This is a genomic window from Luteimicrobium subarcticum (genome assembly GCF_002798015.1).
GTDB lineage: Bacteria > Actinomycetota > Actinomycetes > Actinomycetales > Cellulomonadaceae > Luteimicrobium > Luteimicrobium subarcticum.
In genome coordinates, this window is record NZ_PGTZ01000011.1 from 133107 (window position 1) to 145461 (window position 12355).

At 73.3% G+C, this 12355-nt stretch carries 14 protein-coding genes; 1 reads left to right on the top strand and 13 read right to left on the bottom strand.

The features are described from left to right. Nucleotides 1–50: 50 nt before the first annotated feature. The 5 genes from ruvB to pdxT all read right to left on the bottom strand — a co-directional run bounded on the left by ruvB (nucleotide 51) and on the right by pdxT (nucleotide 3822). Nucleotides 51–1082, bottom strand: coding sequence for a Holliday junction branch migration DNA helicase RuvB (gene ruvB / locus CLV34_RS14060; RefSeq protein ID WP_245859265.1), 1032 nt, complete (start codon nucleotides 1080–1082; stop codon nucleotides 51–53). Nucleotides 1083–1101: 19 nt separating this feature from the next. Next, nucleotides 1102–1719 carry a Holliday junction branch migration protein RuvA gene (gene ruvA, locus CLV34_RS14065; protein WP_100350932.1) on the bottom strand — a complete coding sequence of 206 codons (618 nt, stop codon included), beginning with the start codon at nucleotides 1717–1719 and terminating at the stop codon, nucleotides 1102–1104. 64 nt (nucleotides 1720–1783) lie between these two features. Next, complete coding sequence (gene ruvC / locus CLV34_RS14070; protein ID WP_100350933.1) at nucleotides 1784–2362, bottom strand: crossover junction endodeoxyribonuclease RuvC; 579 nt, start codon at nucleotides 2360–2362, stop codon at nucleotides 1784–1786. 70 nt (nucleotides 2363–2432) lie between these two features. Next, entirely contained in the window at nucleotides 2433–3188 is a 756-nt protein-coding gene (locus CLV34_RS14075) for a YebC/PmpR family DNA-binding transcriptional regulator (protein WP_100350934.1), read from the bottom strand. Between the two features lie 7 nt (nucleotides 3189–3195). Continuing rightward, nucleotides 3196–3822, bottom strand: coding sequence for a pyridoxal 5'-phosphate synthase glutaminase subunit PdxT (gene pdxT, locus CLV34_RS14080; RefSeq protein WP_245859248.1), 627 nt, complete (start codon nucleotides 3820–3822; stop codon nucleotides 3196–3198). An 88-nt stretch (nucleotides 3823–3910) separates the two neighbouring features. Here pdxT and CLV34_RS14085 point away from each other — a divergent pair, with 88 nt between their 5' ends. Continuing rightward, nucleotides 3911–4597 (top strand): hypothetical protein, encoded by a 687-nt coding sequence (locus CLV34_RS14085; RefSeq protein WP_157803864.1) that lies wholly within the window; start codon nucleotides 3911–3913, stop codon nucleotides 4595–4597. Nucleotides 4598–4637: 40 nt separating this feature from the next. Here the strand turns inward: CLV34_RS14085 and CLV34_RS14090 are convergent, their stop codons facing one another. The 8 genes from CLV34_RS14090 to thrS all read right to left on the bottom strand — a co-directional run bounded on the left by CLV34_RS14090 (nucleotide 4638) and on the right by thrS (nucleotide 12352). Continuing rightward, a complete protein-coding gene (locus CLV34_RS14090; RefSeq protein WP_245859249.1) occupies nucleotides 4638–5204 on the bottom strand; it encodes an NUDIX hydrolase in 567 nt (188 codons plus the stop codon). Further along, a complete protein-coding gene (gene pdxS, locus CLV34_RS14095) occupies nucleotides 5201–6133 on the bottom strand; it encodes a pyridoxal 5'-phosphate synthase lyase subunit PdxS (RefSeq protein WP_100350938.1) in 933 nt (310 codons plus the stop codon). The genes CLV34_RS14090 and pdxS overlap by 4 nt, the downstream gene beginning before the upstream one ends. 93 nt (nucleotides 6134–6226) lie before the next feature. Continuing rightward, the gene (locus tag CLV34_RS14100; RefSeq protein ID WP_100350939.1) at nucleotides 6227–6823 is read right to left on the bottom strand and encodes a hypothetical protein; all 597 of its coding nucleotides are present in this window, start codon (nucleotides 6821–6823) and stop codon (nucleotides 6227–6229) included. Beyond that, nucleotides 6820–8037, bottom strand: a complete 1218-nt coding sequence (locus CLV34_RS14105; RefSeq protein WP_170044707.1) for a glycosyltransferase family 4 protein — start codon at nucleotides 8035–8037, stop codon at nucleotides 6820–6822. The genes CLV34_RS14100 and CLV34_RS14105 overlap by 4 nt, the downstream gene beginning before the upstream one ends. A gap of 68 nt (nucleotides 8038–8105) precedes the next feature. After that, nucleotides 8106–9056 (bottom strand): phosphatidylinositol mannoside acyltransferase, encoded by a 951-nt coding sequence (locus CLV34_RS14110; protein WP_100350941.1) that lies wholly within the window; start codon nucleotides 9054–9056, stop codon nucleotides 8106–8108. Then, entirely contained in the window at nucleotides 9053–9688 is a 636-nt protein-coding gene (pgsA, locus tag CLV34_RS14115; RefSeq protein WP_100350942.1) for a phosphatidylinositol phosphate synthase, read from the bottom strand. Before pgsA ends, CLV34_RS14110 begins: the two co-directional genes overlap by 4 nt. Next, the gene (locus CLV34_RS14120; RefSeq protein WP_425436248.1) at nucleotides 9685–10308 is read right to left on the bottom strand and encodes an HIT family protein; all 624 of its coding nucleotides are present in this window, start codon (nucleotides 10306–10308) and stop codon (nucleotides 9685–9687) included. The genes pgsA and CLV34_RS14120 overlap by 4 nt, the downstream gene beginning before the upstream one ends. A 22-nt stretch (nucleotides 10309–10330) precedes the next feature. After that, nucleotides 10331–12352: a threonine--tRNA ligase gene (thrS, locus tag CLV34_RS14125; protein WP_100351032.1), complete on the bottom strand. Its 2022-nt coding sequence runs from the start codon at nucleotides 12350–12352 to the stop codon at nucleotides 10331–10333. Between the last annotated feature and the right edge of the window lie 3 nt (nucleotides 12353–12355).

Below are 12355 nucleotides of genomic sequence, written 5' to 3' on the forward strand. Positions count from 1 at the left end.
AAGGTTCCCGGCACACCTGCGGGCGCCGGTGCAGGCAGGACCGGATCAGTCTAGGCCCTGAAAAGAGTGCCCTGGTCCGTCGGCGGCTCGAGGCCGAGGTGCCGCCAGGCCGCCGGCGTCGCGACCCGGCCGCGGGGCGTGCGGGCGATCAGGCCCTCGCGGACGAGGTACGGCTCCGCGACCGTCTCGACCGTCTCGGGCTCCTCGCCGACGGTGAGCGCGAGCGTGGTCAGCCCGACCGGCCCCCCGCGGAACCGCGTGCACAGGGCGTCCAGGACGGAACGGTCCAGCCGGTCGAGGCCGATGGGGTCGACCTCGTAGACCTCGAGGGCTGCGCGCGCCGCCGCGAGGTCCATGTCGCCCGTCCCACGGACCTGGGCCCAGTCGCGCACCCGCCGCAGCAGACGGTTCGCGATGCGCGGCGTCCCCCGGGAGCGGCGCGCGATCTCGGTCGCCGCGTCGGCCGCGAGCGGGACGTCGAGCAGGCGGGCTGAACGGTGCAGCACCTTCTCGAGCTCGAACGCGTCGTAGTAGTCGAGGTGCCCGGTGAAGCCGAACCGGTCGCGCAGCGGCGCCGGCAGCAAGCCGGACCGCGTCGTCGCGCCGACGACCGTGAACGGCGGGAGGGTCAGCGGGATCGCACTGGCCCCCGCGCCCTTGCCGACGACGACGTCGACCCGGAAGTCCTCCATCGCGACGTAGAGCAGCTCCTCCGCGGGGCGCGCGAGGCGGTGGATCTCGTCGAGGAACAGCACCTCGCCCTCCTCGAGCGAGGAGAGCACGGCGGCGAGGTCGCCCGCGTGCTGGATCGCCGGGCCGGACGTCACGCGCAGCGACGCCCCGAGCTCTGCGGCCACGATCATCGCGAGGGTGGTCTTGCCCAGCCCGGGCGGGCCCGACAGCAGGATGTGGTCCGGCGCGACGCCTCGGGCCGTCGCTGCCTCGAGCACCAGGGACAGCTGCGCCCGGACCGTCTGCTGCCCGACGAACTCGTCGAGCTTGCGCGGACGGAGCGCCGCCTCGACGGACCGCTCGATCTCGTCGGCCAGGGGCGCGAGGACCCGCTCGCCGAGGTCGCGCACCTCGTCGTCCGCCGGGCGGTCAGCCACGCCGTCCGCCCAGGGTGCGCAGGGCCGCGCGCAGGGTGTCGGCGACGTCGGCCGCGGTCACGGCGTCGCGGCCGTCCGCCGCGAGCACCTGGGCCACGGCGTCCTCGGCGACCTTGGCGGTCCAGCCCAGGCCCACGAGTGCCTCCGCGACCTCGCCGCGGCGGTCGCCGGGTGCCGACGGCACCGCTCCCGGCGCCGCCCCCCCGGCGGGGACCCCCAGCTTGCCCGACAGCTCCAGGACGATCCGCTGGGCCCCCTTGCGACCGATGCCGGGCACCCGTTCGAGCGCCTTGAGGTCGCCGGCCGCCACCGCGGCGCGCAGCGCGTCCGGCGAGTGCACCGCGAGCATCGCCAGGGCGAGCCGTGGCCCGACGCCCGACACCGTCTGGACCGTTTCGAACACCGTGCGCTCGTCGTCGTCCGCGAACCCGTACAGCGTGATGGCGTCCTCGCGGACCACGGTCGTGACGGAGAGCGTCGTGCTCTGGCCGTGGCGGACCGCCCCGAGGGTCGCCGGGGTCGCGTGCACGAGGTACCCGACGCCCTGGACGTCCAGGACGACCGCGTCCAGACGGATCGCCGCGACGGTTCCGGTGAGCTGGGCGATCACGTGCGGGTTCCTCCAAGGTCAGGACGGCTGACGGCGGGTGCGAACAGGTGTACGAACGCCAACCCTAGCGGCCCTGGACCCCCGACGGCTTGCGCCGCGCCGCGAGCTCGGCAGCGGCCCAGGCGCGCTGGGCGGGCGTCCCCTCGTGCCGGTCACCGCCCTGGAGCGCGCCCGCCGGGCGCCACAGGTGGCAGATCGCCAGCGCGAGGGCGTCGGCGGCGTCCGCGGGCTTCGGGAGCGCGTCGAGGCCCAGGATGTTCGCGACCATGCGCTGCACCTGTTCCTTGTTCGCACGCCCGGTCCCGGTCACGGCGGCCTTGACCTCCGACGGGGTGTGCAGCGCGACCGGGATGCCGCGGCGCGCCGCCGCGACCATGGCGAGCCCGGCGGCCTGCGCGGTGCCCATGACCGTCGCCACGTTGTGCTGCGCGAACACGCGCTCCACGGCGACGACGTCGGGCACGTGGCGGTCCAGCCACGCGTCGAGACCGTGCGCGATCTCGAGGAGACGCAGGTCGACGGTGGTCGTCGGGGACGTCGTCAGCACGCCGACGGCGACGAGCGCGCTGCGCCGCCCGGGCAGCGAGTCGACCACCCCGACCCCGCACCGGGTCAGACCGGGATCCACTCCGAGCACGCGCACCCGGTCACCCTCTCACGACGAGCACCGCCGCCCGTGAAGGCTCACGGACGGACGGGACGACCCGGGTGCGTCACTCCTCGTCGAGCTCCGCCATGACCTCGTCGGACGCGTCGAAGTTCGCGTACACGTTCTGCACGTCGTCGCTGTCCTCGAGCGCGTCGATGAGGCGCAGGATCTTGCGCGCGCCGTCGACGTCGACCTCGATCTGCATCGACGGGTGGAACACGACGTCGGCCGAGTCGTACTCGATGCCGGCCTCCTGGAGGGCGGTGCGCACGGGCACGAGGTCGGTCGCCTCGGTGAGGATCTCGAACGCCTCTCCGAGGTCGGTCACCTCCTCGCCGCCGGCGTCGAGGACCGCCATCATGACGTCGTCCTCGGTGGTGCCCTCCTTCGGCACGACGATGATGCCCTTGCGGGAGAACAGGTACGAGACCGATCCGGGATCGGCGAGCTGGCCGCCGTTGCGGTTGAACGCCATCCGGACCTCGGCGGCGGCACGGTTCTTGTTGTCGGTGAGGCACTCGACCAGGACGGCGATGCCACCCACGCCGTAGCCCTCGTACATGATCGTCTGGTAGTCCGCGCCGCCGGCCTCCTGGCCGGAGCCGCGCTTGACCGCGCGGTCGATGTTGTCGTTCGGGACGGACGTCTTCTTCGCCTTCTGGATGGCGTCGAAGAGCGTCGGGTTGCCGGCGACGTCACCGCCGCCCGTGCGGGCCGCGACCTCGATGTTCTTGATGAGCTTGGCGAAGAGCTTGCCGCGCTTCGCGTCGATCACGGCCTTCTTGTGCTTGGTGGTAGCCCACTTGGAGTGACCTGACATGAAGCTGCTACTCCTTGACGCTGGTGGGGCCGGCCTCCCGGACGACCCGGACGAAGAGCTCGTGCACGCGATGGTCACCCGTGATCTCGGGGTGGAACGACGTCGCGACGAGCGATCCCTGGCGAACTGCAACGATCTTACCGGCGACCGGCGCGGGATAGCCGGACGGGATGCGCGCGAGGACCTCGACGCCCTCCCCCGCCTCCTCGATCCAGGGCGCGCGGATGAACACCGCGTGGACCGGCTCGGCGAGCCCGTCGAACGACAGGTCGGCCTCGAACGAGTCGACCTGACGCCCGAACGCGTTACGGCGGACCGTGACGTCCAGGCCACCGAGGGTCTGCTGGTCGGACGTCCCGCCGAGCACCCGGTCAGCCAGCAGGATCATCCCCGCGCACGACCCGTACACCGGCAGGCCGGCCGCGATGCGCTCACGCAGCAGGTCGCGCAGCGAGAAGATCCGCAGCAGCTTGTCGATGGTCGTCGACTCACCGCCCGGCAGGACGAGCCCGTCGACGGCCTCGAGCTCGGACGGGCGACGCACCGCCACGGTCGACGCACCGGCCTCCTCGAGGGCGGCGCGGTGCTCGCGCACGTCGCCTTGCAGGGCCAGGACACCGATCGTGATCGTCACGAGGGCCGATGATACGTGGCCGCGCTTCCCGGCCGGTCGCGCCCGTCGTCTCCCCCCGGTGCCGACCCCGCTGGTAGCCTCGCCGACCATGACGACGCCGCAGGGGATGCCCGGACCCGTCCCGCCGTACGGGTGGGCTCCTCCGCCCGGCGCGCAGGTGCCGGGTCAGGTCCCGGGCCAGGTGCCGGTGCAGGGTCCCCGGCGGCGGACGCCCGGCGCGACGGCGCTCATCGTGATCGGCGCCTGCGTGCTCGTGGGCGCGATGGTCGCAGGGGTCGTCGCCGCGGTCCTGTTCGTGCGGGTGCTCCCCACCGACATCGTGACCTCGGACGGGCACCCCGGTTCCGCGTCGCTGGCGTCGGGCACCGCTCCCGGGGACGCGACGCTCGGCGTCGACGCCGGCGAGCGGTACGCGGTGTGGTCGGCAAGGAACCCGGGGACCCAGGCGTCGACGCCCGACGACGTCACCGTGGTGTGCGACGGCGCCCCGGTCGCCGTGACAGGTCCGTCCGTCTCGGGCAGCGTCACGACGAGCGGGACGTCGGCCTACGCCGCCGCCGAGTTCGTCGCACCCTCCGACGGGACGTGCACGGTCACGGTCACCGAACCCCTGGGGCGGACCTTCGTCGTGGCGGACGCCGACTCGTTCGGCGCCTTCTTCGGAGGCGTCGCCGCGACCGTCCTCCTGACCTTCGCAGCCATCGGGCTCGGGCTCGTCGGCGCCGGCCTGCTCGTCGGCGGCATCATCTGGAAGGTCGTGGCGCGCAGCCGCTGAGCCGCCGGCGCCGCCGGACCCCGGGCATCAGCCGGGCGAGCTAGTCGTCGTGCTCCTCGCCGAGGTGCCGGACCGTCCCGTCCCAGCCGGCGAGCAGCGTCTCGACCACGTCGGGGAGCGCGACCGGGAAGACCTCGAGGGTCTGTGCGCGCAGCTCGTCGACGCTCATCCAGCGCAGCTCGTCGAGGAGCTCGCGCTCGACGTCGGTCCAGCCGTCCACGGAGAAGCCCGCGCCGGCACCCCCGGTACCGTCACCGGCGCTGTGGGTCGACACGCGCGCGACGTAGAACTCCTCGTCCTGCCGGCAGGTCTCGGTGAGGAACGCGAAGATCCCGCTGCGGGTCATGACCGGGCCGACGAGCGCGTCGTCCGTCAGCACGATCCCGGTCTCCTCACGCACCTCGCGCAGCGCGGCCTCGCGCGAGGTCTCCCCCGCGTCGATGCCGCCGCCCACCGTGAACCACCAGGAGCGCTCGGGCTGGTCCGCGTCGTGACCCCGGACGAGCAGCACCCGCCCCGCGGCGTCGAGCAGGATGACCCGCGCCGCGCGGCGGAACCGCAGCCCGTCGGAGCCGACGACCCAGTCCGGCCCGAGCGCCGGGGTCACCAGCCGCGCTCGGCGAGGCGGTGCGGCTGCGGGATCTCGTCGACGTTGATGCCGACCATCGCCTCGCCGAGGCCGCGCGACACGTTCGCGATGACGTCGGGGTCGTCGAAGAACGTGGTCGCCTTGACGACGGCGGCGGCGCGCTCGGCCGGGTTGCCGGACTTGAAGATGCCGGAGCCGACGAACACGCCCTCAGCACCGAGCTGCATCATCATCGCGGCGTCGGCCGGGGTCGCGATGCCACCCGCGGTGAAGAGCACGACGGGGAGCTTGCCCGTGGTCGCGACCTCCTTGACGAGCTCGTACGGCGCCTGGAGCTCCTTGGCGGCCACGAACAGCTCGTCCTCGGGGAGCGACGTGAGGCGGCGGATCTCCTGCCGGATCTGGCGCATGTGCGTCGTCGCGTTCGAGACGTCACCGGTGCCGGCCTCGCCCTTGGAGCGGATCATCGCCGCGCCCTCGGTGATGCGGCGCAGCGCCTCGCCCAGGTTCGTCGCACCGCACACGAACGGCACGGTGAACTGCCACTTGTCGATGTGGTTGGCGTAGTCGGCCGGGGTCAGGACCTCGGACTCGTCGACGTAGTCGACGCCGAGGGACTGCAGCACCTGCGCCTCGACGAAGTGCCCGATGCGGGCCTTCGCCATGACGGGGATCGAGACGGCCTCGATGATGCCGTCGATCATGTCGGGGTCGCTCATGCGCGACACGCCGCCCTGCGCCCGGATGTCGGCCGGGACGCGCTCGAGCGCCATGACGGCGACGGCGCCGGCGTCCTCGGCGATCTTCGCCTGGTCGGGCGTGACGACGTCCATGATCACGCCACCCTTGAGCATCTCGGCCATGCCGCGCTTCACCCGCGCGGTGCCCACGGAGGGGCTCGTGGCGGCGGCAGTCGGCTCGGTGTCGCGGAGGGTGGGGTCGGTCACGGTGCTGTCCTCGCTCTGGGGTGCTCGGGAGTGGTCGTTCGGGGCCCCTGCGCGCGGGCGCGGGTCACGACCCGGGCCGACGAGGGAACGACGTCATCCTACGCCGACGGCGCCGTCCGCCGGCGTGGGCGCCGACGTCGCGAGACCGTGCAGCGCCTCGGGCGAGGTGTCGTCCAGCTCGGTCGTCTGCGGCATGGGCGCCCGGCCCGCGAGCCGCAGCAGGCGCGCGTACCACTTGCGGCGCATCCGCTGGGTCTGGGCCACGGCGTCGTTGTGGAACCGGCGCGCGAGCTGCGCCCGGTACCAGGTGGCGGCGAGCTCACCGAGGACCTCGCCGCCGCGCGGGTCGCGCGCCCACCGCGCGACCTCGTCGGGGTCGTCGAGGGTCGCGCGCAGGATGGCGGACAGGTCCGACTCGGCGCGCAGCCGTCGCTCGTCGCGCAGGTCGACGGCGTCGAGGACGCGCTGCGCGGCGTCGGCCACGAGCACCGCGCTCGCCGGGTCGACGATCCCGGAGGCGGCCAGCGCCCGGGCGGCGGACGCCCGGCGCACGAGCTGGGTGTCGAGCGCGAGCCGGGACGCGATGACCTTGCGGTGCAGCCGGTCGATGCGCGTCGCGCCCGCCCAGGCGAACCACACGGCGAGCACCACCACCAGGCCGACGAGCGCGGCCGTCGCGTACCAGGTCATCGGGTCTCCCCCTCACGGCGGGACTCGACGAGCCGGGGCCACAGCCCCGCGCCCGGCCCGGCGCCGGCGTCCGGGTCCTGCGCGACGCGGCCGTGCGCGGCACGCGTCTCCAGGACCATGTCGTAGACGGCGAGGACCTGCGCGGTCACGGTGGACCAGTCGTAGCGTGTCACCCACCGTCGGGCGTGCTCCACGAGCGCGGCGCGGCGCGGCGCGTCCGCCAGGACGTCGGACAGCGCGTCCGCGAGAGCGCCCGGGTCACCGACCGAGAACAGCGCACCCGCGCGGCCCTCGTCGAGCACGCGGCGGAACGCGCCAAGGTCGCTCGCGACGACGCACGAGCCGGCGCTCATCGCCTCGACGAGCACGATCCCGAAGCTCTCGCCGCCGATCTGCGGTGCCACGTACACGTCGACCGACGACAGCAGCGCGGCCTTCTCGTCGTCGGTGATCGAGCCGAGGAACTCGACCGACGACGCGGCGTCGCCGAGCGCCTCGATCGCGTCCGCCCTGCCCTGGTCGCCGCGCCCGGCGACGAGGAACCGCGCGCCCGGGAACCGTTCGAGCACCCGCGGGACGGCCTGGACCAGCACCTGCAGGCCCTTGCGCGGCTCGTCGAGACGTCCGAGGAACGCCACCGTGGGCGCCTCGGGTGTCCCCGTCCAGCGCGGGTCCGTCGGGGCGTCCGAGAACGCGTCCACGTAGACGCCGTTCGGGATGACGACCGCGTCCCCGCCGAGGTGCTCGGTCAGCGTGCGTCGGGCGTCCTCGGACACCGCGATGCGGGCGGAGATCTTCTCGAGGCTCTGCCGCACGAGCGGGTAGGCGACCTGCAGGGCGCGCGACCGCACGAGCGCGGTGTGGAAGGTCGCGACGACCGGCCCCTGGGCGAGCCACAGCGCCAGCATGCTGAGCGACGGGGTGACGGGCTCGTGCAGGTGCAGCACGTCGAACTCGCCCGCCTCGAGCCAGCGCCGCACGCGTGCCGCGGTCCGGGGCCCGAACGTCATGCGCGCCACCGAGCCGTTGTACGGGACCGCCACGGCGCGCCCCGCGGACGTCATGTAGGGCGGGACGGGCGTGTCGTCGTCGGCGGGGACGAGCACGGACACGTCGTGCCCGCGCGCGATGAGCGCCTCCGCGAGGTCCCGGACGTGGAACTGGACGCCGCCGGGCACGTCGTACGAGTACGGGCACACGATGCCGACGCGCAGGCCCGCGGACGGCGCCTCGGCCGAGAGTGCGTCGGCCTGCGGCGCCGCGGCGCGCTCGGGCTCCGGGGTCATGCACCCTCCGCGGTGGTGGCGGCGTACCGCACGGGGTCGAGGTCGGCGACGAACACCTTCTGCAGCATGTGCCAGTCCTCGGGCCGTTCGCGGATGGACGCGCCGAGGAAGTCCACCCAGCGCTGCGTCATGTCGGCGACCCGGTCGGCACGCGGCAACGACTCGTCGGGAGCGATCTGCTCCGAGAACGTGACCGAGAGACCCCACGGCGACCCGGCCGCGCGACGGCGCGACCCGCGGAGCCGCTCGTAGTGGACGGCGACCGCGAAGAGCGGGACCCCCGCCATCTGGGCGAGCGCGGCGGGGCCGGCCGCGACGCGCGTGCGCTCGCCGAACAGGTCGACCTCGATGCCGTGCGCGGTGAGATCGCGGTCCGCGAGCAGCGGGAGGACGCTCCCCCCGGCGCGAGCCGCGCGGACCAGGTCGCGGAACACGCCGTCGTCGCCGAGGGCGAGGATGCGCATGCCCAGCGCAGTGCGGAAGGAGAGGAACTCCTGGAACACCTCCTCTGGTCGCAGGCGCTCGGCGACCGTCACGACGGGCATCCAGGTCGCGCTCGACCACGCGCCCGCGAGGTCCCAGTTGCCCATGTGGCCCAGGGCCAGCGAGAGCGAGCGACCTTCGTCGAGGAACGGCTGCACGACCTCGACGTTGGTCAGGCGCACCCGTGCCGCGATCTGCCCCGGCGTCGAGCCGGCGAGGGCGAACGCCTCCCGGAAGTAGCGCATGTACGACCGCATGCCGGCGCGCGACGTGCGTCGCAGCTCGCGGTGCGAGGCGTCCGGCAGCGCCCGCGCCAGGTTCCTCTCGAGCTGGTCCACTCCCCCGCGGCGCAGCAGCCAGCACACGTCCGACACCACGGTGAAGCCGGCGCGCAGCACCGGTCCCGGGACCTTCGGGGCCCAGCGCCACGCCGCGGCGTAGAGGCGCCCGGTGTCGAGCCTCACGCGGCGTCGACCTCCCCGGACGCCGCCTTCGCCTGGCGGTGCACGGCCGCCATGCGCTGCACGACCGTCACCGCGCTCGCCAGCGCCAGCAGGTACAGGACGACGACGAGGACGATCTCCGGCACGCCCAGCCCGACGAGACCGGCGACCGTGAGCGAGATGACGAGCCGCTCGCCGCGCTCCGCGATCCCGACGTTGGCGTCGAAGCCGAGCGACTCGCCCTTGGCACGGGCGTAGGGCACGACGCCGCCGATCGCGAGGCACGCGAGGGCCGAGATGAGCCCCCACGGCTCGAGCGACGGGTCGCCGTGCTGCACGAACCACAGGGCCAGCCCGACGAAGATCGCACCGTCGACGACGCGGTCGAGCGTCGAGTCGAGGAACGCGCCCCACACGCTGACGCGGTCCGCGAGGCGCGCCATCGTCCCGTCGAGCGCGTCGGACAGCGTGAACACGCCGATGACGATCGCCGCGGCCACCAGGTGGCCGGTCGGGAACAGCCAGAGCGCGGCGACGATCGCGCCGAACGCGCCGGTGAAGGTGATGGCGTCGGGGCTCACCCCGTGGTCGAGGAGGAACTGCGCGACCGGGCGCACGAGCCGCCCGAACCCTCCGCGGAGCTTGCTGATCACGACGCGTCCTCCCCGCCGTCGGACGGCTGCGACGGCGCGCCCCAGGCGGCGGCCAGACGCGCGCGCGTGTCGGCGAGCAGCTCGGGCACCGCCTTGGTGCGCGCGACGATCGGCAGGAAGTTCGCGTCACCCGACCAGCGCGGCACGACGTGCTGGTGGAGGTGTGCGGCGATGCCCGCTCCCCCGGCCTCGCCGAGGTTCGTGCCGAGGTTGAACCCCTGCGGCGCGTAGACGGCGCGCAGCGCCTCGATCGCGGTGCGCGTCATCGCGGCCAGCTCGGCCGCCTCGTCGACCGTCAGCTCGGTGTAGTCCGACACGTGCCGGTACGGGCACAGCATGAGGTGGCCGGCGTTGTACGGGTACAGGTTGAGGATCGCGAAGACCGTGCGTCCGCGCGCCACGATCAGCCCGTCCTCGTCGCTCCCGCCCTGCACCCGGCAGAACGGGCACTGGGACGCCGACGCGTCGCCGGGCTTGTCCTGCCCGCCGATGTAGACCATCCGGTGCGGCGTCCACAGGCGACCCAGCCCGTCGGCCTCACCCGGGTGGTCCGCCGGCGTCTCCACCAGCGGACCGTCCGGGGTCGGCACGACGCCCGGGCCGTCGGGTTGCGTGCTCACGTCGACTCCCCCGCGCGCCCGGTCAGACCTGGGCCCGCTCGCGCACCGCGGTGACGATGCGCTCGACGGCCTCGGCGACGGGGATCCCGTTCTCCTGGTGACCGTCCCGGTACCGGAACGACACGGCGCCGGCCTCGGCGTCCTCGCCACCCGCGATGAGCACGAACGGGATCTTCTGCGTGCTCGCGGTGCGGATCTTCTTGGCGAACCGGTCCGTCGAGTCGTCGAGCGTCGCGCGCACGCCCTGCGCCCGCAGCTGCGCGACGACCTCGGCGAGGTACGCGTTGAACGGCTCCGCGACCGGGACGGCGAGCACCTGGACGGGCGAGAGCCACACCGGGAACGCGCCCGCATAGTGCTCCAGGAGCACCGCGAAGAACCGCTCGAAGGAACCGAACAGCGCACGGTGGATCATGACCGGACGCTGCCGCGACCCGTCCGCGGCCTGGTACTCCAGGTCGAACCGCTCGGGCAGGTTGAAGTCGAGCTGGACGGTCGACAGCTGCCAGGTGCGCCCGATCGCGTCCTTCGCCTGGACGGAGATCTTCGGACCGTAGAACGCGGCGCCGCCCGGGTCGGGCACGAGGTCGAGGCCGGACGCCTCGGCGACCTCCCGCAGGGTCTCCGTCGCCTCGTCCCACGCGTCGTCGTCGCCCACCGACTTCTCGGGGTTGCGGGTCGACAGCTCGAGGTAGAAGTCCGAGAGCCCGTAGTCGCGCAGCAGGTCGAGCATGAAGCTCAGCGCGTCGTGGATCTCGTCGCGCATCTGCTCGCGCGTGCAGAAGATGTGGGCGTCGTCCTGGGTGAACCCGCGGGCCCGGGTGAAGCCGTGCACCACGCCCGACTTCTCGTACCGGTACACGGTGCCGAACTCGAACGCGCGCAGCGGAAGCTCGCGGTAGGACCGGCCCCGCGCCTTGTACACGAGGATGTGCATCGGGCAGTTCATGGGCTTGAGGTAGTAGTCCTGGCCCGCACGCTTGACGTTGCCCTCGTCGTCGAGCTCCTCGTCGAGGTGCATCGCCGGGTACATGCCGTCGGCGTACCAGTCGAGGTGGCCCGAGACCTCGTACAGCCGGCCCTTGGTGATGTGGGGCGTGCTCACGAAGTCGTAGCCCGCCTCGATGTGCCGGCGGCGCGAGTGCGACTCCATCTCGTTCTTGATGATGCCGCCCTTGGGGTGGAACACCCCGAGGCCGGAGCCGATCTCCTCCGGGAACGAGAACAGGTCGAGCTCGGCGCCCAGGCGACGGTGGTCGCGGCGCTCCGCCTCGGCGACCCGCTCGGTGTAGGCCACGAGCTCGTCCTTCGTGGGCCACGCGGTGCCGTAGACGCGCTGCAGCTGCGGATTCTTCTCGCTGCCCCGCCAGTACGCCGCTGCCGTGCGCACGAGCTTGAACGCGTTCGGCACGATGTACCGGGTGCTCGGCACGTGCGGGCCGCGGCACAGGTCCTTCCACGCCACCGTGCCGTCCCGGCGCACGTTGTCGTAGATGGTCAGCTCGCCCTCGCCGACCTCCGCGCCCGCGGCCCCGCCGTCGGCCGCGGCCGCCGCGTCGGCGCCCGCGCTGCCCTTGAGACCGATGAGCTCGAGCTTGAACGGCTCGGCCGCGAGCTCGGTGCGCGCCTCGTCGTCGGAGACCACGCGGCGGCGGAAGGTCTGGCCCTCCTTCATGATCCGCTGCATCGCCTTCTCGAGGGCCTTGAGGTCCTCCGGCGTGAACGGGGTCGCGACGTCGAAGTCGTAGTAGAAGCCGTCGGTGACAGGCGGTCCGATACCGAGCTTCGCGTCAGGGTTGACCTGCTGCACCGCCTGCGCCAGCACGTGCGCGGTCGAGTGCCGCAGGATCGACAGCCCCTCGGGCGAGCTCACCGTGACCGACTCGACGACCTGGCCGTCGCGCAGCTCGGTCGCGAGGTCCTTCAGCTCGCCGTCCACGCGGACCGCGACGACGTCCCGGCGCTCGCCCAGCAGGTCGGCACCCGTGGTGCCCGTCGTCAGCTCGCGCTGCTCCCCGTCCAGGGTGATGGTCAGCTGCGACACGGG